This window comes from Stenotrophomonas sp. PS02300 (assembly GCF_029959395.1).
GTDB lineage: Bacteria > Pseudomonadota > Gammaproteobacteria > Xanthomonadales > Xanthomonadaceae > Stenotrophomonas > Stenotrophomonas maltophilia_AD.
Genome location: NZ_JASCOP010000029.1, coordinates 16,860 through 38,069 on the forward strand (window position 1 = coordinate 16,860; position 21,210 = coordinate 38,069).

Here is a 21,210-nt window from a genome sequence, read left to right on the forward strand (position 1 = left end):
CTGAACGGGTGTTGCAGGGTGCGGTGGGGGCTGCGTGCGATCTGCTAGATTCGGCGTCGTCACCTCACCGGCACGAGTACACCGCCATGAAGAAGCGTTTCCTTGCATGCATCGCACTGGCCGGCCTGGGCGCGGTTCCCGCCGCGCAGGCCGCCGGCAACATCGACTGCGAACTGCACTACAACCTGGCCGGCTGGTCGGTGATCTACAAGACCGCCTCCGGCACGGGCACCATCACCTGCGACAACGGCGCCCGCATTCCGGTCAAGATCAGCGTCAAGGGCGGCGGCCTCACCGTCGGCAAATCGACCATCACCGACGGCAAGGGCCGGTTCTCCGGCGCCTATTCGCTCAACGACCTGATCGGCTCGTACGCCGCGGTGGAAGCCCACGCGGGCGCGGACCGCTCCAGCAGCGCACAGGTAGTGACCAAGGGCGATGTCTCGCTGGCGCTGGCCGGTACCGGCAAGGGCTGGGACCTGGGTGTAGCCGGCAGCCGCTTCACCATCGAGCGTCGTTAAGAAAAAACCCGGTCATTGACCGGGTTTTTCGTTCAATCCATCAGCCGCCGCGCGGGCCGCCACCACGGTGGCCACCGCCGCCGGGACCGCGGTTGCCCCCCGGGCGTGCACCGCTGGGACGACCGCCCGGGCCACCCGGGCCACGGTTGCCGCCCGGACCACCGGGACCGCGGTTGCCGCCGGGGCCACCCGGGCCGCGGTTGCCACCCGGGCCGCCGGGGCCGCGGTTGCCCGCAGGACGGCCACCGGCCGGACGGCTGTTGCCGTACGGGCTGGCGCCGGGGTTGGCGTGATCGGACGGGAAGCTCGGGGCATTGCCCGGGTGACCGTACGGGTGGCGCTGTGCGCCCTGGCCGCCGCGGTTGCCCGCACCAGCACCCGCGCCGGCCGGACGGCCCTGGCCGCCGTAGCCGCCACGGCTTTCACCGCGACCTTCGCCACCGAAACCGCCACGCCCCTGGCCCTGCTCACCGTAGCTGCCGCGGCCCTGGCCGCCTGCGCCGCCCGGACCCTTCGGCTTGCCGTACGGGCGGCCCTGGCCACCGGCGCCTGCGCCGGCACCCGGACCGCGCGCACCCGGGCCACGGGCAGCGCCCGGACCGGCGTTGCGGTGGTTGCTCGGGCCGGTGCTCACGCCATCGGGCACGTACCAGCTGCGGAACGCGGCCGGGTTGCCTTCGGGCAGCGCACGGTTGCCCTTGTCGGGGCGCTGCTTGAACGGACGCTGCGACTGCTTGGCCGCCGCTTCACCGGTGACGGTCAGGCCACCCTTGAAGCCGCCGCCCTTGCCGCCGCGTCCACGGCCGCGCTCTTCGCGCACGTTGTCGAAACGGCGCAGTTCGCGGCCTTCATCGGCCTGGTTGTGGCCGTTGACGTAGGCGTTGCCGCGGCCACCTTCGCGCGACACGCGCACGGTGGTCTTGGCGGCGCGGCGCTGGCCGATCACCGGCTGCAGGGTCAGCGCCGACGGGGCGCCTTCTTCCAGCTTCAGTTCGGCGCGCAGCGCTTCAACCTGCTTGGCCGGCAGTTCCACCGACTGGCCACGCAGCAGTTCGCGCGGCAGCGAGACCTTGCCGTAGCGGGTGCGCTTGAGGCGGCTGACCTGGCAGCCCTGCGATTCCCACAGGCGGCGCACTTCGCGGTTGCGGCCTTCCTTGACGACCACGCGGAACCAGTCGTGCGAATCGGTGCCGCCGATGCGTTCGATCTCGTCGAACTTGGCCGGGCCGTCTTCCAGCGCCACGCCACGGGAGAGGCGGTCGACGATGCTGTCGGGCACCTTCTCTTCGCCTTCCGGGGCACGCACGCGCACGACGTATTCGCGCTCGACCTCGTAGGAGGGGTGCATCATCGCGTTGGCCAGCTCACCATCGGTGGTGGCCAGCAGCAGGCCGGTGGTGTTGATGTCAAGGCGGCCGATCGCGATCCAGCGCGCGCCCTTCAGGGCCGGCAGCGCTTCGAACACCGTCGGGCGGCCTTCGGGATCTTCGCGGGTGGTCACTTCGCCTTCGGGCTTGTTGTAGGCCAGCACGCGCGAGGTTTCGGTCAGCGCGGTGGCGACAAAGCCACGGCCGTCCAGTTCAACCTTGTCGCCGCTCTTGATCGACTGACCGGTCTGGGCGACTTCGCCATTGACCTTGACCAGGCCATCGGCGATGCGCTGTTCCAGCGCGCGGCGCGAGCCGAGGCCGGCCTGGGCCAGCACCTTGTGCAGGCGCTCTTCGAGCTTGGGCTGTTCGGTTTCGTTTTCGCGCTTGAGCGAAAGCTTGTTCAACGACAGCTTGCGGGGGGTGTCACTCATTTACTTGGCTCCGGCCGGCGACGGTTTCGTCGGCCTCTGGTTCGGGATCGGCTTCGTCAACAGCCACGGTCGTCTTCGCGACGGCGTTGTTTTCGGTTTCGTTCTGGTGCGCCGCGCGGGTTCCCGGCACGGTATCGGGGTCGCCATCGCTGGCGGTCGTATCCGCGTCGTCGTCGGGGAGCGACAACGGCGCATGGGATGGGGTATCGATATTGTCCTGCTCTGCGTCCTGTTCCGCCAGTCGCTCCGCCATCAGGGCAGCGCGGGCGGCGGCCCGGGCGACAGCCGGGTCCTGTTCCTGTTCCGGTTCCGGTTCCGGGGTGCCATCCGGATCCGGCTCCGGGCCCGCCACGCCTGCGGCGATCCGGCCGGCCAGCTGGCCGTCGTTGTCCAGCGGCAGCTGCGGCTCCAGCTCGCCCAGGTCGCGCAGCTCGGACAGCGGCGGCAGTTCGTCCAGGCGCTTCAGGCCGAAATAGTCCAGGAAGCCCTTGGTGGTACCAAACAGCGCCGGCTTGCCGGGCACGTCGCGGTGGCCGATCACGCGGATCCATTCGCGTTCTTCAAGCGCCTGGATGATGTTGCTGCTGACCGCCACGCCACGGACCTGTTCGATCTCGCCGCGGGTGATCGGCTGGCGGTAGGCAATCAGCGCCAACGTTTCCAGGGTGGCACGGGTGTAGCGGGTCTTGCGTTCGGTCCACAGCCGGGTGATGAAGCCGTGCACTTCGTTGGTGACCTGGAAGCGGAAGCCGGAGGCAACCTCGACCAGCTCCACGCCGCGGTCGGCGCAGCCTTCGCGCAGCAGTTCCAGCGCGCGTTCGATGCTGCCCGGCGGAGCCGGTTCCTCTTCCGGGAACAGGCCCTGCAGCTGGGCCAGGGTCAGCGGCTGGCTGGAAGCCAGCAGCGCGCCTTCGACAATACGGTTGATCAGCGGTTGATCCATGCGTGGGTCGGGTGCTCAGTCGGATTCGTTGGCGGCGTCGTTGTCGTCGAACTCGCTGTTGAACTGCAGCGGTTCGTTGGTGTTGCCGGCGGCCAGGGACTTGACGTAGATCGGCGCCAGCGGAGCTTCCTGGACGATGTCCAGCAGCTGTTCCTTGGCCAGTTCCAGCAGGGCCAGGAAGGTGACCAGCACCCCCAGCTTGCCTTCTTCGGCGGTGAACAGCGTTTCAAACCGGTAGAACCTGCCGTCTTCCAGACGGCCCAGCACATCGCCCATGCGCTGGCGCACACTCAGGGCCTCGCGCTTGATCGCGTGGCCGGTGAACAGCTCGGCGCGCTTGAGCACGTCGTGCAGCGCCATCAGCATTTCCTTCAGGTCCACCGGCGGCGGCAGCTTGATCGCCGCGCGGTCGGGCACGAAGGCATGGGCCAGGCTGGTGTCGCGGTCCTGGCGGGGCAGGGCGTCGATGTCTTCGGCAGCCTGCTTGAAACGTTCGTATTCCTGCAGCCGGCGCACCAGCTCCGCGCGCGGGTCGGCTTCCTCGCCTTCCACGCTGGGCGGCCGCGGCAGCAGCATCCGCGACTTCACTTCGGCCAGGATCGCCGCCATCACCAGGTATTCGGCCGCCAGTTCGAAGCGCAGCTCCTGCATGACGTTGATGTATTCGACGTACTGGCGGGTGATCTCGGCTACCGGAATATCCAGGATATCCAGGTTCTGCCGGCGGATCAGGTACAGCAGCAGGTCCAATGGACCTTCGAAGGCATCCAGGATGACTTCCAGCGCATCCGGCGGGATGTACAGGTCCTGCGGAATCTGCAGGACCGGTTGCCCATGCACCACGGCCAGCGGCATTTCCTGCTGCTGAGGGGCGGTCGGCCGGATTTGCGGGTTCGCGTCGAGCGCGAGTTCAGAGGTCATCAAGATTGACGTCGGTATTGCAACGGACCAGTTTGCTGCGCCTGGCCCGCAACCGGAACACCCGGGCGGCAGGATCGCTAGCCATGACATTTCAAACAGCAGCAGGACGCGCTGCTCAAATGCAGCGACAGAACTACGGGAGGTCGTCTACGTGTGCTGGTGTGGGGCAGTGGGGCCCTGTAGCCACAGGGTTGCTGCGTCCAGCCACGTGCAATGTGGTCAAGAGTACGGCTTCACAACGGCAGTGTCCAGCGAGGCGGGCTAGAATCGCGGCGTTTGTTTAGCTGAACCCCAGGAGTTGCCCGTGTGGTATGTGATTGAAGGCTATGACGGCACCGATGTGCTGGCCGCCCGCCTGTCGGCCCGGCCGGCCCATCTGGCCCGGCTGCAGGCCCTGTGCGACGAAGGGCGGCTGCTGCTGGCCGGCCCGTGCCCGGCCATCGACAGTGAAGACCCGGGCCCGGCCGGCTTCAGCGGCAGCGTGGTGATTGCCGCGTTTGATTCGCTCACTGATGCCCAGGACTGGGCAGCGGCCGATCCCTACGTGGAGGCCGGCGTCTATGTGCGCACCGAGGTCCGTCCGTTCCGCAAGGTGCTGCCATGAGCCGGGTCGAGCTGATCCGGGCGGCCCTGCAGGCCGCGTTCGACCCGGAACTGCTGGAGGTGGAGGACGACAGCCACCGACACGCCGGCCATGAGGGCGCGCGCGATGGGCGCGGGCACTTCAACGTTCACGTGGTCAGCGCCGCCTTCGAAGGCAAGCTGCCACTTGCGCGCCATCGCGCGGTCTACAACGCCTTGGGCACCCTGATGGAGACCGATATCCACGCGTTGTCCATCCGTGCCGAAGCGCCGTCAAAAAAGGGCTGAAACCCTTGTCCCGCCTTGTCCCGGCGAGTCCCGGGACGACCTTTCCAGGACATCCCGAGGTTACCGCCGTGCGACATTTGCCTAACGTAGTGTTTACATCTGGGTTTGAAAACGCTTACATTCCGCGCCAAGCCCAGATCTCTAAGCCGTGGAGGGCGGCGAGGTGAACAAGGCAGCTATCACTATCAAAGATGTAGCCCGCGAAGCCCGCGTCTCTGTGGCGACGGTATCGCGTGCGCTCAATGGCCATGAAAACGTCGCCGAACCGGTGCGCAAGCTGGTGCTGGAGGTGGCGGCGCGCCTGCGCTACACCCCGCACGCGGCGGCCCGCAGCCTGAGCAGCCGGCGCACCAACACCATCGGTGTGGTGCTGCCCGACCTGTATGGCGAATTCTTCTCCGAGCTGATGCGCGGCATCGACGGGGTGGCGCGTGCGCGCCGCCAGCACCTGTTGGTGTCCAGCTACCACGGCGACCAGGAGCAGCAGGGCGCGGCCCTGCGTGCCATGCGCGGCCGGGTGGACGGGTTGCTGGTGCTTTCCCCGTATGCGGAGAGCCCCGGCTTCCTGACCGACAACCTGCCGCAGGCGCTGCCCACGGTGCTGATCAACACCTACCTGCCCGAGCAGGATCATCCGGTGCTGAGCATCGATGACCATGCCGGTGCGATGGCGATGACCGCGCACCTGCTCGAGGCCGGCCACCGCCGCATCGCCTTCATCGGCGGCCCCGAACTGAATTTCGATGCGCGCGAACGCCTGCGTGGATTCCGCGATGCGCTGGAGGCGTTCGGCAGTGCGGCCGAGGGCATCGAGCTGCCCGGCGACTTCGATGAAGCCTCCGGCCACCGCGCCGGGCAGGAGCTGCTGGCCGCCGGTGCATTGCCCGATGCGGTGTTCGCAGCCAACGACATGATGGCGCTCGGTTGCCTGTATGCCTTCGCGCAGGCCGGCGTGCGCGTGCCTGCGGATGTGGCATTGGCAGGCTTCGATGACATCCCGCTGGCGCGTTTCGTTCACCCTTCGTTGACAACGATGCAGGTGAGTATCGCCGAGCTTGGCGATAAGGCGGCGACGCGTCTGTTGCAGTTGATGGATGGCAACAACACGGAAACGGCCGGTGACAAGCAGACACTTGTACCGACCCTGATCGTGCGTGATTCCAGCGTTCCGACCGAAGGTCGGAACGCGGTAGGTCACGACCGTTGGTCGTGACACGTTGGATGGTCGAAACGCGGTATCGGTAATTCACGTAACCAAAAAAAAAGACAGGCGGCCGCAATGACGGCTTCCACCACCCGGAGATTTACATGACGTATTCCAATCACCGCACCCGCATGCCGGCCCGCCGCCTGCTGTCGAGCGCACTGGTCAGCTGCCTGTTGCTGGGCGCCGCACCTTCCCTGATGGCCCAGTCGGCCACCTCTTCGCTGCGTGGCCAGGTCGCCCAGGCCGAAGCCGGCACCGAAGTCACCGCCACCAACGTCGCCAGCGGCAGCGTCCGCCGCGCCAGCACCCGCGCCGATGGCAGCTACTCGCTGATGGGCCTGGACCCGGGCACCTATGACGTGGTGGCCAACGGCCAGACCCAGAAGGTGACGGTGACCGTGGCCTCGACCGCGACGCTGAACTTCAGCGGCGCCCCGGCCAATGGCAGCACCGCCAACGCCACCAACCTCGACACCGTGAACGTGGTCGCGCCGACCCTGCTGCAGGAAGTGCGCACCTCCGAAGTGGGCAAGACGGTGAGCCTGCAGCAGATCCAGACCACCCCGCAGGTGTCGCGCAACTTCCTGGAATTCGCCGACGCGGTGCCGGGCATGATCTTCACCCGTGATGCGAAGGGCAACACCTCGCTGCGCGGCGGTGCCACCAATGCCGACGGCACCAACGTCTACATCGACGGCGTGGGCCAGAAGAGCTACGTCAAGGGCGGCGGCGTGGCCGGCCAGTCCGGCAGCGCCGGCAACCCGTTCCCGCAGCTGGCCATTGGCGAATACAAGGTCATCAGCGGCAACTACAAGGCCGAATACGGCCAGGTTTCCAGCGCCGCGGTGACCGCCGCGACCAAGTCCGGCACCAACGAATTCAAGGGTGAGGCGTTCTACCGCTACACCGACGAAGACATGCGCGCCAAGACCCCGGCCGAGCGCCAGGACGGCAAGAGCAAGGAAGTGTCGGCCGAGAAGGAATACGGCTTCGCCCTGGGCGGCCCGATCGTGCAGGACAAGGCACACTTCTTCGTGACCTACGAAGCCAAGCGCTTCGACCTGCCGGTGACCATCGCCCCGGAAGGCTCGGTGACCAACCGCGTCGGCCTGCTGCCGGCCGATGCCGCCGCCCAGCTGGGCCCGGCCAGCCAGCCGTTCCAGCAGGACCTGATCTTCGCCAAGATCGACGTGGAGCCGACCGACAACGATCGCATCGAGCTGACCTTCCAGGACCGCGACGAGACCCAGCAGCAGTTCAGTGGGCAGACCGCGCCGTCGCACGGCAAGGAAACCGAGAACACCGACCGTCGTTACGCGCTGCGCTGGAACCACAGCGGTGAGCGCTACTACAACGAGCTGATGCTCACCCACGAAGATTCGTTCAACAACCCGGTGCCGCTGACCATCGCCAACGGCTACGTGTACACCGCACCGGATGGCACCGACGACCGCACCCTGGTGCAGATCGGCGGCGCTTCGGCGCTGGATTCGCAGGTGAAGGGCCAGAAGGGCTGGTCGATCGAAGACAACCTGACCCTGGACGGCATCGAATGGGCCGGCGACCACACCATCAAGATGGGCGCCAAGTACAAGGAAATTGATCTGTACGCGTCCGACGCGCAGGAGATCAACCCGCAGTTCACCTACACCCTGGGCGATCCGGACTTCCCGTCCGATATCCCGTACAAGGCGCAGTTCGTCAAGCCGGTGACCGGCGTTTCCGGCGTGACCGGTGAAGTGCGCTCGAAGGTCAAGCAGATCGGCCTGTTCATCCAGGACGACTGGCAGGTCAACGACCACCTGCAGCTGAACCTCGGCCTGCGTTGGGATTACGAAAAGAACCCGACCTACCTGGACTTCGTGACCCCGCCGGAAGTGGTGGCGGCCCTCAACAGCCAGGATCCGCGTGCAGCCGCAGGCCAGACCTACGCGCAGTCGATGGCGCTGGGCGGGCTGAACATCAACGATTACATCAGCAACGGCCACAACCGCAAGGCATTCAAGAATGCCTGGCAGCCGCGCCTGGGCTTCTCGTACGACATCAACGCCGACGAGCAGCACGTGATCCACGGTGGTGCCGGCCGTTCCTACGACCGCGACCTGTTCGACTACCTGCAGCTGGAAACCACCAAGCTGGCCCTGCCGCAGCCGACCATCTACTTCCGCAACCCGGCCACCGGCGCCTGCCTCAATGGCCAGGCCGCCTGCTACGACTGGGATCCGAACCTGCTCAACGGCATCCAGAACCTGCAGGCCCTGGTGGGTTCCACCAGCAATGCCGGGCTGGAAGTGGACATGCTCAACAACAACCTGAAGGCGCCGTACGCCGACCAGTTCAGCCTGGGCATGTCCAACCAGGTCGGCGACTGGCTGACCGACGCCACCATCGCCCGTACGCTGACCTATGACGGCTTCGCCTTCACCCTGGGCAACCGTTACCCGACCGGCGAGTTCTTCGATGACCCGCGCCTGTGCGGTGGCACCTCGCCGGGCCTGAGCCAGGCGTGGAGCTGCAACATCCCGGGCTTCGGCAGCCTGATCATCGGCCAGCAGGGCATCAAGACCCGTGCCACGCAGGTGCTGCTGTCGGCGCAGAAGCCGTTCACCAAGGAAAGCGGCTGGGGCACCTCCATCGCCTACACCTGGACCACGGCCCGCCACAACCGCGACATCAACGAGCATTACGCCTTCGACCGCGGCCTGATCGAGGATTACCCGACCATCCGTTCCAACGGTGCACCGCGTCACCGCATCGTGCTGACCGGTTCGTACGCTGGCTTCTGGGATATCACCTTCGGTGGCAAGATCACCCTGGCGACCCCGACCGCAGTGAACGACTGGTACCCGGTCACGCAGTCCACCGGCTTCGACCTGCCGACCCCGGGCGCAGCCGTGCCGGATGGCAACGGTCGCTTCCTGCTCGGTGGCAAGATCTGGGGCTACCGTTCGGTCGACCTGCAGGCCACTAAGACGTTCAAGATGCCGGGCGAAACCGAGCTGTACGCCCGTATCGACATCATCAACGTGTTCAACTTCGACAACTTCTCCAACTACAACTACACCAAGTCCAACGGCAAGCTGCTGGCCAGCTACAACGAGACCGGCGACATCGTCGGTACGCCGCGCCAGGTGAAGGCAGAAGTGGGCTTCCGCTTCTGACGTAACAACGACCGGTCCCCCGGTCCGCGTAGTGACACGCCTTGCGTGTCAACGTGGACCGGGGAGAACCGGTTTTTAATGAACCCAAGCTGTAAACGATTTCACTCCAAGGCCCGCTATGCTGGCCTGAAATTCGAAGATTCCGGAGGGTTGGCACGATGAAGGTACCCCGCGTATTGGCACTGGCAGTACTGGCGGCAGCCGTGGTCGGCTGCAAGCCGCAGGCGCAGGACACGCCGGCCAAACCCAAGCCGCCGGTCATCCTCGTAGAGGCCGACGTTCCCCCGCGCCCGATGAAACCAGAACTGCCCCCGCTGTTCGACGATATCGAACGCCGCACGTTCCAGTTCTTCTGGGACACAACCAATGAAGTCAACGGGCTCAGCCCGGACCGGTATCCGTCGCGCCCGTTCGCCAGCATCGCCTCGGTGGGCTACGCGCTGACCGCGTACCCGATCGGCGTGGAGAACGGCTGGGTCAGCCGTACCCAGGCCGTGGACCGCACGCTGACCACCCTGAAGTTCTTCCGCGACATGCCGATGGGCCCGCAGCGCACCGGCAAGGGCGGTTACAAGGGCTTCTACTACCATTTCCTGGACATGCAGCAGGGCCACCGCTATGACAGCTGGGTGGAACTGTCGAGCGTGGACACCGCACTGCTGATGATGGGCGTGCTGTTCGCCCAGTCGTATTACACCGGCGATGATTCGCGCGAGAAAGAAATCCGCGCCATCGCCGATACGCTGTACAAGCGCGTGGATTGGCCGTGGCTGCAGCAGCGCGCCCCGCTGATCTCGATGGGCTGGTTCCCGGAGAGTGGCTTCATCGACCACGACTGGATGGGCTACAACGAAGCGATGATGGTCTACATCCTCGCGCTCGGTTCGCCCACCCACCCGGTGAGCCCGGATGCGTGGACCGTGTGGACGCGTACCTACGACAACGACTGGGGCGTGTTCCAGGGCCAGGAATACCTGTCCTTCGGCCCGCTGTTCGGCCACCAGTACACCCACGTCTGGATCGACTTCCGCGACATCCAGGACGCGTACATGCGCGAACGCGGCAGCACCTACTTCCTCAACAGCCGCTCGGCCGCGCTGGCCCAGCGCGAATACGCCATCGCCAACCCGGCGCAGTGGAAGGAGTACGGCGAAAACGTGTGGGGCTTGACCGCCAGCGATGGCCCGCAGAACACCACGCAGGAATTCCGTGGCGAGCAGCGCCAGTTCCGCCACTACTCGTCGCGCGGCGCCGGCCTGCGCGAGAACTTCGACGACGGCACCATCGCCCCGACCGCGGCGATCGCCTCGGTGGTGTTTGCCCCCGAAGAAGTGATTCCGGCCACGCTGGAAATGCACAAGCGCTACGGCGATTACCTGTATTCCAGCTACGGCTTCCTGGATTCGTTCAACCCCAGCTTCAACTTCGACATCCCGCTCAAGACCGGGCGCATCGTGCCCGACCGTGGTTGGGTGGCCAGCGATTACATCGGCATCGACCAGGGCCCGATCCTCACCATGATCGCCAACTACCGCAATGATTTCGTGTGGGACACGATGAAGAACAACCCGCACATCCGTCGCGGCCTGGAGCGCGCCGGTTTCACCGGCGGCTGGCTCACCCCGGAGGGCGAAGACCAGCCGATGGAGCTGGAGAAGGATGAAAAGGCCGCTTCGGCCCGCTCGATGGGCATCGCCGAATCCCGCGCGGCCGCCGCGCAGGAACAGAAGAACAATTCCAATTCGAACCGCAACCAGCCCCAGGGGAAGTAAGCAGTGCCATTGTCGTCGCGCCCCAAGCTGTGGGTGAGTGTTGTGCTGCTGGTTGCCGGCAGCCTGTTGTTGAGTGCCTGCCGGAAGGAACCGGAAGGGGTGACCGTGCGTTTCTGGGCCATGGGCCGCGAAGCGGAAGTGGTCAGCGAACTGATCCGCGAATTCGAAGCCGACAACCCCGGCATCCACGTCGATGTGCAGAACATCCCGTGGACGGCCGCGCATGAAAAGCTGCTCACCGCGTTCGCCGCCGATGGGCTGCCGGACGTGTGCCAGCTGGGCAACACCTGGATTCCCGAGTTCGCCGAACTCAACACGCTGACCCCGCTGGCGCCGTTCGTGGCCCAGTCCAAGGTCGTGGACCCGGCCGATTACTTCCAGGGCATCTGGGATACCAACGTCATCAACGGCGAGCTGGTCGGGGTGCCGTGGTACGTCGATACGCGCCTGCTGTATTACCGCAAGGACCTGCTGGCCAAGGCCGGCTTCGACCACCCGCCGCGCACCTGGGACGAGTGGAACACCATGATGGCGGCGATCAAGAAGATGCAGGGTCCGGACCGCTATGCGGTGCTGATGCCGATCAACGAATTCGAGCAGCAGCTGTCCTTCGCCCTGCAGCAGCCTGATCCGCTGCTGCGCGACCACGACACCCGTGGCAACTTCCGCAGCCCCGGCTTCCGCCGCACGCTGGCGTTCTACGAAAAAATGTTCGCCCAGGGCTGGGCCCCGCGCATGTCCGAAACCCAGATCTCCAACGTGTGGGACGAGTTCTTCAAGGGCTTCAACGTGTTCTACCTGTCCGGCCCCTGGAACATCCGCGAGTTCAAGAAGCTGCAGCCCAAGGAACTGGAAGGCAAGTGGGGCACCGCCGCACTGCCGGGCCCGGATGGCCCCGGCGCCGGCATCGCCGGCGGGACCAGCCTGGTGATCTTCCGCGGTTCGCAGCAGAAGGAAGCGTCGTGGAAGCTGATCGAGTTCCTGTCGCGCCCCGATATCCAGCAGCGCTTCCATTCCATCATCGGTGACCTGCCGCCGCGGCGCAGCACCTGGGAACACCCGTCGCTGGCCAACGACCCGCTGGCGCAACCGTTCCGCGACCAGCTCGAGCGCGTGCGGCCGACCCCGAAGGTGCTGGAGTGGGAACGTATCGTGCAGGAAATGCGCATCGTCACCGAACAGGTGGTGCGCGGTGGGCTGGACCAGGATGTAGCCGTGAATCGACTGGATGACCGCGTGGACAAGGTACTGGCCAAGCGCCGCTGGATGCATGGGCAGCGCACGCAGACCGAAGAAGGCGCCGCGCCGGAGGTGCTGCCATGAAGCAGCGTTCGCTTGCCGGCTGGATCTTCGCCGGGCCCTCGCTGCTGGTGATCGGCGTGTTCTTCGGCCTGCCGGTGTTCTCGGCGCTGGCGCTGAGCATCACCGACTTCGACCTGTACGCGCTGGCCGATGGCGGCAACCTGCGCTTCGTGGGCCTGGGCAACTACATCGACCTGCTGCAGACCCCGATGTTCTGGAAGTCGCTGTGGAACACCACGTATTTCGTGGTGGTCGGCGTGCCGATGTCCATTGGCGTCTCGCTGGGCGCGGCCATGCTGCTCAACGCCCCGGCCGCGCGCTTCAAGGCGCTGTTCCGCACCGCGCTGTTCGCCCCGGTGGTGACCACGCTGGTGGCGGTGGCGGTGATCTGGCGCTACCTGTTCCATACCAGCTACGGGCTGGTGAACTACGGGCTGGGGCACCTGGGGATCAGCCCGATCGACTGGCTGGGCGACCCGAACTGGGCCATGCCCACCATCATGCTGTTCGCGGTGTGGAAGAACTTCGGCTACAACATGGTGATCTTCCTGGCCGGCCTGCAGGCGATCCCGCATGACCTGTACGAGGCCGCGCGCATCGATGGCGCCTCGCGCTGGAAGCAGTTCCTGCACATCACCCTGCCGATGCTCGGCCCGGTGCTGCTGGTGGTGGGCGTGATCACCGTGTCCGGCTACTTCCAGCTGTTCGCCGAACCCTACGTGATGACCCGCGGCGACCCCCTGCAGAGCACCGTGAGCGTGCTGTATTTCATGTTCGAGGAAGGCTTCAAGTGGTGGAACCTGGGTCGCGCGTCGGCCGTGGCGTTCCTGCTGTTCCTGATCATCCTGGCGGTAACCAGCCTGATGCTGCGTTTCGGCCGCAAGAGGCAGTTGGTATGAGTCGTGAGATTGGCCAGTCGCGCTGGCATGCGTGGTGGGTGAACGGCGGGTTGCTGGTGCTGGCCGCGGTCAGCCTGGCGCCGCTGCTGTGGATGCTGTCGGTGTCGTTCATGCCGACCGGCGAAGCGGCGCATTTCCCGCCGCCGCTGCTGCCTTCGTCGGTGACCACCAACAACTACCACGAGCTGTTCGCCCGTACCGGGATGGCCAACAACTTCGTCAACAGCCTGTTCGTCTCGCTGGCGATCACGCTGGGTTCGCTGCTGCTCAACACCATGGCCGGCTATGCGTTCGCCAAGCTGCGCTTCGTCGGCCGCGAGCGCATCTTCCAGGTGCTGCTGGCCGCGCTGGTGATCCCGGCGCAGGTGGCCATGCTGCCGCTGTTCCTGCTGATGAAGCAGCTGGGCCTGGTCAACAGCTTCGGGGGGGTGATCGTGCCGGCGCTGGCCAGCGTGTTCGGCATCTTCCTGGTGCGCCAGTACGCGCGTTCCATTCCGGATGAGCTGCTGGAAGCGGCCCGCATCGACGGGGCAGGGGAGCTGCGCATCTTCTTCCAGATCGTGCTGCCGATGCTCAAGCCGGTGCTGGTGACCCTGTCGATCTTCACCTTCATGGGCGCCTGGAACGATTTCATGTGGCCGCTGATCGTGTTGACCGACCAGGAGCACTACACTTTGCCGGTTGCCTTGGCCACGTTGTCGCGCGAACACATCATGGACGTCGAAATGATGATGGCCGGCGCGGTGGTCACGGTGGTTCCGGTGCTGGCACTGTTCCTGGTGCTGCAGCGCTATTACATCCAAGGTCTGCTGCTGGGGAGTGTGAAAGGGTGAAGCGTGCCGTCGTCGCGGGGGTTCTGGGTCTGGGTCTGGTGTGGTCGATGGCGGCGCCTGCCGCGCCCCCGGCGGTGCCGGCGGCGCCCAAGGTCCTGGACAGCTTCGACGACATGTCGCCCTGGAAGCTGGTGGTGTCCGACCAGGTCAGCGGTTCGCTGCGCAGCGTGGCCGGTGCCAATGGCGGCCGCGCGCTGTGCGTGGACTACGACTTCCACGAGGTCTCCGGCTACGTGGCGATCCGCCGCGAACTGCCCATCACCTGGCCGGACAACTACCAGGTCGGTTTCCAGCTGCGCGGGGATTCGCCCGGCAACGACCTGCAGTTCAAGCTGATCGATGCCAGCGGCGACAACGTGTGGTGGGTCAACCGCCCCGGCTACGCCTTCCCCAAGACCTGGACGCCGGTGCAGTACCGCCAGCGCCAGATCGACAAGGCCTGGGGCCCGGACCCGGACAAGACCCTGCGTAACAGCGCGGCGGTGGAGTTCACCATCTACAGCAAGGTCGGCGGGCGCGGCACGGTCTGCTTCGACCGGCTCACCCTGCAGGCGCTGCCGCCGGCCGACACCTCGGCGCTGGCGCCGTCGGTGATCGCCGATACCGCCACCGCGCTGCAGAGCCGCATTGCCGATGGCAAGCCGGACACGGTGTGGATCAGCGGCGGCGTACCCGACCAGACCATCAGCCTGGACCTGCACAACGTGCGCGAGTTCGGTGGCGCGGTGATCCAGTGGGTGCCCGGCCTGGAAGCCACCCGCTACGTGGTGCGCTCGTCGGTGGATGGCCGCGACTGGCGCACCCTGCGTGAGATCACCGCCGGCGGTGGCGGCGAGCGCGACTGGCTGGCACTGCCCGATACCGAAGCGCGCTACCTGCGCTTCGACCTGAAGAACGGCAGGAGCTGGCGCTACGGCATCCGCGACATCGCGATCAAGCCGCTGGATTTCGCCGGCACGCCCAATGAGTTCGTTGAATCGGTCGGGGCCGACCTGACCCGGGGCTTCGTGCCGCGCGGCTTCAGCGGTGAGCAGCCGTACTGGACCCTGCTGGGCCTGGACGGCGGCCGCGAGCAGGCGCTGATCGGTGAGGACGGCGCGCTGGAAGTGGCCAAGGCCAGCTTCAGCGTGGAGCCGTTCGTGGTGGTCGACAAGAAGGTGCTGAGCTGGGCCGATGTCGAGGCCAAACAGTCGCTGCAGGACGATTACCTGCCCATCGCCAGCGTCGACTGGGCCCACCCCCAGGCCGCATTGAAGGTGACCGGCTTCGTTCAGGGCAGCCGGGACAAGGCGCAGCTGGTGGGTCGCTACACGCTGCACAACCCGGACAAGGTGGCGCACGACTACACCCTGGCCCTGGCCGTGCGGCCGTGGCAGGTGAATCCGCCGCGGCAGTTCCTCAACACCGTGGGCGGGGTGAGCCGGATCGATACGCTGGATTTCGAACCGGGCCAGGTCGAGGTCAACGGCACGCCGCGCGTGTACCCGGTGCAGGCCCCGGACGCGGCGTTCGCCAGCCCGTTCGATGGCAAGCTGGAGGTCACCCACTTGGCCAGCGGCAACCTGTCCACCGCCACGGAAGTGCGCGACGCCACCGGGTTGGCCTCGGGCGCGCTGCTGTACCGCTGGCGGCTGGAGCCGGGCCAGAGCAAAGAGGTGGCCATCGTGCTGCCGCAGACCGGCGCGTGGACCACCCCGAAGGACTTCGACGCCAACAAGGCCCAGCAGCAGGTGGCCTCGATGTGGCGCACCAAGCTGGACCAGGTGGCGCTGCAGGTACCGGCGGCGGGCAAGCCGCTGGCCGATACGCTGCGCACCGCGCTGGCGCACATGCTGATCTCGCGGATCGGCCCGAGCCTGCAGCCGGGCACGCGCTCGTACTCGCGCAGCTGGATCCGCGATGGCGCGATGATTTCCGAAGGCCTGCTGCGCATGGGTCGCAGCGATGCGGTGCGCGAGTACGTGAACTGGTACGCGCCGTACCAGTTCGACAACGGCAAGGTGCCGTGCTGCGTGGATCCGCGCGGCGCCGACCCGGTGCCGGAAAACGACAGCCATGGCGAGCTGATCTTCAACATCGCCGAGTACTGGCGCTACACCGGTGACAGCACGTTCCTGGAACTCATGTGGCCGCACGTGCAGGGTGCCTACCAGTACATGGAACAGCTGCGCCTGAGCGAGCGCACCGAAGAGAACCGCGCCCGCAACCCGGCCTTCTACGGGATGATGCCGGTGTCGATCAGCCACGAAGGCTATTCGGCCAAGCCGATGCATTCGTATTGGGACAACTTCTGGGCGCTGCGCGGTTACAAGGACGCGGCGATCATCGCCAGCACGCTGGGCAAGCTGGAGGCGATGCAGATCGCCGAATCGCGCGACCAGTTCCGTGATGACCTGCATGCCTCGCTGCTGGCAGCCACGGCGCTGCACAAGATCGATTTCCTGCCCGGTTCGGCCGAGCTGGGCGATTTCGACGCGACCTCCACCACCATCGCGCTGGCCCCGGGCGGCGAACAGGGCCGGCTGCCGCAGCCGTACCTGGACAACACCTTCGAGCGCTACTGGAAGCAGTTCGAGGAACGCCGCGACGGCAAGCGCGAGTGGAAGGATTACACCCCGTACGAGTGGCGCAACGTGGCCGCGTTCGTGCGCCTGGGCTGGCGCGACCGCGCCTGGCAGGCCACCGAGTTCTTCTTCAAGGACCGCGCGCCGCAGGCCTGGAACCAGTGGGCCGAAGTGGTCTCGCACACGCCGCGCAAGCCGTTCTTCGTCGGCGACCTGCCGCATGCCTGGGTGGCGTCGGACTTCGTGCGCTCGGCGCTGGACATGTTCGCCTACAACCGCGACGTGGATGACAGCCTGGTGCTGGCCGCCGGCGTGCCCAGCCGCTGGCTGGACGGCGCCGGGGTCGGGGTGAAGGGCCTGCGCACGCCGAACGGACAGCTCAGCTACACGCTGGCCCGCAGCGACAGGCAGCTCACGCTGCAGGTCGCGCCGGGGCTGGTGATGCCGCAGGGCGGGGTGATCCTGCCGTGGCCGTTCAGTGGCGAACCCGGTGAAACCACCATCAACGGCGAGCCGGCGCAGTGGCTCAACGGCGAGCTGCGCATTACCCAGGTGCCCGCGAAGGTTGAAGTGCAGATCCCGGCATCGGTGCGGCGCGCCGAACGCAAGGCGCCGTGAGCACGGTAATGGCGCGCACCGGCATGCTCGGCGTGCTGCTGGCCTGTGCGCTGGCGGTGCTGCCGGCGCGCGCGGCCGAGCCGGCGGGGAAGGGCATGAGCATGGTGACCTTCAACCTGCACCATGACCGCGAAAACTGGTCGCAGCGGCGCGAGGTGATCCTGCGCGAGCTGGAAGCGCTGCAGCCGGACGCGATCGCGCTGCAGGAAGTGATCCAGAAGCCGCACGTGCGCAACCAGGCCGCGTGGCTGGCGCGCAAGCTGGGGTACGACTACCAGTTCGTGTCGACCGACCCGCCGGGGCGCTTCAAGCGCTATGGCAATGCGCTGTTGACCCGCCGCCCGGTCCTCGCGCGCGGCGAGCACCTGCTGGCGCCGCGCACCGACTACCGCACGGTGGCGCACCTGCGCATCGACGTGGACGGGCAGGCGGTGAACCTCTACGCCACCCACCTCAACGAACGCTCGGATGAAAGCGGCAGCAGGATCCGCGGCGAGCAGGTGGCGGACCTTCTGAAGTTCATCGCCGGCACCGCCGACGATGTGCCCGTGGTGATCGCCGGGGATTTCAACGCGCTGGTGGACGCCGGCGACCTGAGCGCACTGCGCCAGCGCTACGGCGACAGCTATGGCAGCGTGCACGTCAACAACGAACTGGCGCAGGTCAGTACGCTCAACCGGCACTACTACGACGCACCCTCGCGCATCGACCACATCTTCTTCCAGCAGGACAAGCTGCTGGCGCGCGAAGCGAAGCTGCTGTTCGACCAGCCCTATGCGGAAGGGCGGTGGGCGTCGGACCACTACGGCGTGTGGACCCGCCTGCAGTTCGCGCCGTAGGAAGGGCCCGTCGCAGTGAAGAAGATGGTCAATACCGGGGCCATTCTTTGGGCTTTCGTATTTCCATGAAGCTTCTGTAGTGGTCGTCGGTCGTATACACGTCCTGCGGACCGTGCCTTTTCAGGCCACCCAGAACAACGCGACGTGCTCCACGGAATTCAGATTTGTAGTCATCTACGGTGTACTCCCGGTAGTGCCCCGGACGCTTGATGGGGAGCTTGCCCTGGTCGTTGTAGAAAATGGACCCGTCCTTTCGACCGTGCTTGAACTTGTTGGAATTGCCACGCACGGCGTAGAGAAGCATCCGTCGTTCTTCGTTTTCCAGCTCGTTGAACGCCATGCTGCGCAACGGCTTTCCGTCATGCGTGACGACCTCGGCGGCAGGGGCAGCTCGAGGCGCCGCTCGTGGTCGTGGGGCGGCTGGGGCTCTCTGGCGCAGCGCGGGTGCCTCGAGGGTCATGGTGGCCCTGTAGCTTGTCGTGTACTCCTGGGTCGACCGGGCGATCAGCGGCACTGAGTCACCCGATCTGGATCCTGATCGTAGCGCCCTGCTCAGTCCCCTCATGGCCTTCGTGCCTGCCTTCGCGATAGCAGGAAGCGCGGTGACAACCCCCACCGCAGTGACACCCAGTCCCACCCAGCCCAGGGCGGCTGCAACGGAATCATGCCCCGCAGCGTCCGCTGCGATTGCACCGATCTCGGCCACCGCGCCCACGGTGCTGAGGGCGGCGCCGGCGACGGCAGAGGCCGTCAGCGCCGCGCTTCCCGCGACCAGCGGGGCGGCAAGCACGCCAAGGCTGACGACGGCCGCCACCGCGCCAATGCCCGCTACGATCCATTTCCAGAAGTGGCCGGTTGGATCCGTCCGATTGATCGGGTCGCCGGCGCAGTAGGCGTATGCATTGATGCCGCCTGCATCGAACGGACTCAGCCCATCCGGCGCCAGGAAACAGTGCAGCGTTGGGCTATACGGGCGATGGTGACCGGCGCCGAGCAGGTAGCAGCCGCTGGCAGGGTCGAGCAGTTCGCCGTTGTACGCCGGGCGTGGATCGGCCGTCTCTGACGGCAGATAGCCGTATGGCGTGTAGCACTGGGGACGAACTTCGGTATCGGCCTCAACCAGGATCGAGCCGGCCTGGTCTGCGCCCAGCAGCGTGATGGCTGCATCCGCGCCGGTACGCAGCATGGCGACCTGTTGGCTGCCCCAGTGCGGCCAGCTCAGTTGCTTGCTGTCATCGACGGCGTTGGTGACAACATCGCCCTTCCAGTAACGCCACAACGGATTGCTGGCCGTGCCGCTGCAGACCAGCAGGTTTTCGGCGTCGTAGCGATAGAGGGCGGCGGGCGCATTCAATGCGCCGGAAAGAGAAGACATGGCATTCCCTCAGCGTGCGCCCCCGCAGGCGGGAAGATGCGCGCGGCTGCGTTAACGAGGCGTCGAGTGGCTACCGCGAGGCCTTCAGCGCGGATACCAGGGATCCATGGTCGGTTCAAATATCACTCTCCTGAAGGTGGTGTAGTGGTCGCCTGAGAAGTACACGTTCTTGGGACCCGTTGGGTTCAGGCCACCCAGCACCAGCCTGTGGGTACCCCGGGCAGCCTGGTTGGGGTTCGGAACGGAGTACTCCACGTAGCGGTTCGCCTTCGTGGACGGGGGGAGATAGTTGTTGAGGTTGTAGTAGGCGATGCCGTCGTATCCCGGAAAGTCGGTCGGGGCGCCGGTCCGGATTTTTTCAAGCGTCTCCTTCGCGTGCGGGCCAAGGTCCTTGTAGAGGAGTGGCCGGGGAGGGTTCTGGACGGGGGGCGAGTTGGACGGAGATCGCTTTTTAGGCATGTGCGATATGTACTCCCTGCCCTCGAAAGGCGGGCGCGGCGATAGCTGCGAGCCGTCACTCAGCTGAAGGTGACCTCCTGTATGCCAGCCACCTGAAGGCGTTGAGGCATCGGCAAGCTTGGCCGTGCGCGATGCCCCCGCCAAACGCTTCGCCACGCGGCGGCTCGCCTTTGCGGCAATGGAGGGCAATGCAGTGACAACCCCCGCGGCAGTGATACCCAGCCCGATCCATCCTAGAATGCTTGCCGCCGTGTCACTTCCAGCGGCTTCAGCTGCCAGTGCGCCCAGTTCAACCGCAGCGCCCACCGCATTGATTACCGCGCCTCCCAGCGCGGAGGCGGTCAGCGCCGCGCTGCCGGTGATCAATGGGGCCGCCAGGGCGCCCAGGCTGGCGACGGCCGCGATAGCGGCGACACCCAGCACGATCCATTTCCAGAAGTGACCGGTTGGATCCATGCGATTGATCGGATCGCCGGCGCAATAGGCATATGCATTCAGGCCGCCTTCGTCGAAGGGGCTGAGTGCATCCGGCGCCAGGAAATAGTGCAGCGTGGGGCTGTAAGGGCGATGGTGGCCCGGACCGAGCAGGTAACAGTTCGTGGCCTCGTCGAGCAGTTCGCCGTTGAACGCCGGGCGCGGTTCTGCAGCTTCTGACGGCATATAGCCGTACGGCGTGTAGCACGGGTGGCGGATGTCCGTATCGGCTTCCACCAGGACCGAGCCGGCATGGTCTGCGCCCAACAGCGTGATGGTGGCGGACGTGCCGCTGCGCAGCGTGCCGACCCGCTGCCCCCGAAAGTACGACCAGCTTAGTTCCTGCCGTGCATCGACAGCATTGACCACAGCATCGCCCTTCCAGTAACGCCACAACGGATTGCTGGCCGTGCCGCTGCAGACCAGCAGGTTTTCGGCGTCGTAGCGATAGTGGGCGGCGGGCGCGTTCAATGCGCCGGAAAGAGAAGACATGGCATTCCCTCAGCATGCGCCCCCGCAGGAGTGACGTTGCACCGGGATGCGTTAACGGCTTGTCGAAGTGCCTGCGGCTTTACGTTGGCCCTAACGCAGACAGCCGCCCGTGGGCCGGGGGGGGCGGTCTTGTTTGCGCAGCCCCGCACGGCCGGGCCG

General features: G+C 66.2%; 16 protein-coding genes. 11 read left to right on the forward strand and 5 right to left on the reverse strand.

Annotated elements, in window-relative coordinates:
• Positions 1-86 precede the first annotated feature (86 nt).
• Positions 87-521 (forward strand): hypothetical protein, encoded by a 435-nt coding sequence (locus tag QMX79_RS07900; protein ID WP_282246086.1) that lies wholly within the window; start codon positions 87-89, stop codon positions 519-521.
• A 40-nt stretch (positions 522-561) separates the two neighbouring features.
• Here the strand turns inward: QMX79_RS07900 and QMX79_RS07905 are convergent, their stop codons facing one another.
• Genes QMX79_RS07905 through QMX79_RS07915 form a run of 3 tightly spaced genes read right to left on the reverse strand, consistent with a single transcriptional unit; the run spans position 562 to position 4,186 of the window.
• Entirely contained in the window at positions 562-2,322 is a 1,761-nt protein-coding gene (locus QMX79_RS07905; protein WP_282246088.1) for a pseudouridine synthase, read from the reverse strand.
• Positions 2,315-3,265 (reverse strand): SMC-Scp complex subunit ScpB, encoded by a 951-nt coding sequence (gene scpB, locus QMX79_RS07910; RefSeq protein ID WP_282246090.1) that lies wholly within the window; start codon positions 3,263-3,265, stop codon positions 2,315-2,317. The genes QMX79_RS07905 and scpB overlap by 8 nt, the downstream gene beginning before the upstream one ends.
• 15 nt (positions 3,266-3,280) lie before the next feature.
• Positions 3,281-4,186, reverse strand: coding sequence for a ScpA family protein (locus tag QMX79_RS07915; protein WP_282246092.1), 906 nt, complete (start codon positions 4,184-4,186; stop codon positions 3,281-3,283).
• 304 nt (positions 4,187-4,490) lie between these two features.
• On the opposite strand from QMX79_RS07915, the gene QMX79_RS07920 reads away from it, so the two are divergent.
• The 10 genes from QMX79_RS07920 (at position 4,491) to QMX79_RS07965 (ending at position 18,251) form a co-directional block, all read left to right on the forward strand.
• Entirely contained in the window at positions 4,491-4,790 is a 300-nt protein-coding gene (locus tag QMX79_RS07920) for a YciI family protein (protein ID WP_282246094.1), read from the forward strand.
• Positions 4,787-5,056, forward strand: coding sequence for a BolA family protein (locus QMX79_RS07925; RefSeq protein ID WP_282246096.1), 270 nt, complete (start codon positions 4,787-4,789; stop codon positions 5,054-5,056). Before QMX79_RS07920 ends, QMX79_RS07925 begins: the two co-directional genes overlap by 4 nt.
• Positions 5,057-5,204: 148 nt before the next feature.
• Complete coding sequence (locus QMX79_RS07930; protein ID WP_282246098.1) at positions 5,205-6,269, forward strand: LacI family DNA-binding transcriptional regulator; 1,065 nt, start codon at positions 5,205-5,207, stop codon at positions 6,267-6,269.
• Positions 6,270-6,364: 95 nt separating this feature from the next.
• Entirely contained in the window at positions 6,365-9,424 is a 3,060-nt protein-coding gene (locus QMX79_RS07935; RefSeq protein ID WP_282246100.1) for a TonB-dependent receptor, read from the forward strand.
• 158 nt (positions 9,425-9,582) lie between these two features.
• Positions 9,583-11,196, forward strand: coding sequence for a glucoamylase family protein (locus QMX79_RS07940; protein ID WP_282246101.1), 1,614 nt, complete (start codon positions 9,583-9,585; stop codon positions 11,194-11,196).
• A 45-nt stretch (positions 11,197-11,241) separates the two neighbouring features.
• Positions 11,242-12,519 carry a sugar ABC transporter substrate-binding protein gene (locus QMX79_RS07945; protein ID WP_282246119.1) on the forward strand — a complete coding sequence of 426 codons (1,278 nt, stop codon included), beginning with the start codon at positions 11,242-11,244 and terminating at the stop codon, positions 12,517-12,519.
• Entirely contained in the window at positions 12,516-13,397 is an 882-nt protein-coding gene (locus QMX79_RS07950; RefSeq protein ID WP_068853081.1) for a sugar ABC transporter permease, read from the forward strand. Before QMX79_RS07945 ends, QMX79_RS07950 begins: the two co-directional genes overlap by 4 nt.
• Entirely contained in the window at positions 13,394-14,230 is an 837-nt protein-coding gene (locus QMX79_RS07955) for a carbohydrate ABC transporter permease (protein WP_068853078.1), read from the forward strand. Before QMX79_RS07950 ends, QMX79_RS07955 begins: the two co-directional genes overlap by 4 nt.
• A gap of 47 nt (positions 14,231-14,277) precedes the next feature.
• Complete coding sequence (locus tag QMX79_RS07960; protein WP_282246109.1) at positions 14,278-17,412, forward strand: discoidin domain-containing protein; 3,135 nt, start codon at positions 14,278-14,280, stop codon at positions 17,410-17,412.
• Positions 17,413-17,420: 8 nt separating this feature from the next.
• A complete protein-coding gene (locus QMX79_RS07965) occupies positions 17,421-18,251 on the forward strand; it encodes an endonuclease/exonuclease/phosphatase family protein (RefSeq protein ID WP_282246121.1) in 831 nt (276 codons plus the stop codon).
• 28 nt (positions 18,252-18,279) lie between these two features.
• Here QMX79_RS07965 and QMX79_RS07970 read toward each other — a convergent pair whose 3' ends face one another.
• Together QMX79_RS07970 and QMX79_RS07975 are read right to left on the reverse strand one after the other, a co-directional pair.
• Positions 18,280-19,626, reverse strand: a complete 1,347-nt coding sequence (locus QMX79_RS07970) for a ribonuclease domain-containing protein (RefSeq protein WP_282246111.1) — start codon at positions 19,624-19,626, stop codon at positions 18,280-18,282.
• Positions 19,627-19,710: 84 nt separating this feature from the next.
• A complete protein-coding gene (locus QMX79_RS07975; protein WP_282246114.1) occupies positions 19,711-21,051 on the reverse strand; it encodes an RHS repeat-associated core domain-containing protein in 1,341 nt (446 codons plus the stop codon).
• Positions 21,052-21,210 lie beyond the last annotated feature (159 nt).

What these genes read in the sequence shown, in the direction of transcription:
- QMX79_RS07955 (WP_068853078.1), top strand. Translation starts at nt 13,394, where the DNA reads ATGAGTCGTGAGATTGGCCAGTCGCGCTGGCATGCGTGGTGGGTGAAC.
- scpB (WP_282246090.1), bottom strand. Translation starts at nt 3,265, where the DNA reads ATGGATCAACCGCTGATCAACCGTATTGTCGAAGGCGCGCTGCTGGCT.
- QMX79_RS07975 (WP_282246114.1), bottom strand. Translation starts at nt 21,051, where the DNA reads ATGTCTTCTCTTTCCGGCGCATTGAACGCGCCCGCCGCCCACTATCGC.
- QMX79_RS07900 (WP_282246086.1), top strand. Translation starts at nt 87, where the DNA reads ATGAAGAAGCGTTTCCTTGCATGCATCGCACTGGCCGGCCTGGGCGCG.
- QMX79_RS07965 (WP_282246121.1), top strand. Translation starts at nt 17,421, where the DNA reads ATGGCGCGCACCGGCATGCTCGGCGTGCTGCTGGCCTGTGCGCTGGCG.
- QMX79_RS07960 (WP_282246109.1), top strand. Translation starts at nt 14,278, where the DNA reads ATGGCGGCGCCTGCCGCGCCCCCGGCGGTGCCGGCGGCGCCCAAGGTC.
- QMX79_RS07970 (WP_282246111.1), bottom strand. Translation starts at nt 19,626, where the DNA reads ATGTCTTCTCTTTCCGGCGCATTGAATGCGCCCGCCGCCCTCTATCGC.
- QMX79_RS07940 (WP_282246101.1), top strand. Translation starts at nt 9,583, where the DNA reads ATGAAGGTACCCCGCGTATTGGCACTGGCAGTACTGGCGGCAGCCGTG.
- QMX79_RS07950 (WP_068853081.1), top strand. Translation starts at nt 12,516, where the DNA reads ATGAAGCAGCGTTCGCTTGCCGGCTGGATCTTCGCCGGGCCCTCGCTG.
- QMX79_RS07935 (WP_282246100.1), top strand. Translation starts at nt 6,365, where the DNA reads ATGACGTATTCCAATCACCGCACCCGCATGCCGGCCCGCCGCCTGCTG.
- QMX79_RS07925 (WP_282246096.1), top strand. Translation starts at nt 4,787, where the DNA reads ATGAGCCGGGTCGAGCTGATCCGGGCGGCCCTGCAGGCCGCGTTCGAC.
- QMX79_RS07905 (WP_282246088.1), bottom strand. Translation starts at nt 2,322, where the DNA reads ATGAGTGACACCCCCCGCAAGCTGTCGTTGAACAAGCTTTCGCTCAAG.
- QMX79_RS07915 (WP_282246092.1), bottom strand. Translation starts at nt 4,186, where the DNA reads ATGACCTCTGAACTCGCGCTCGACGCGAACCCGCAAATCCGGCCGACC.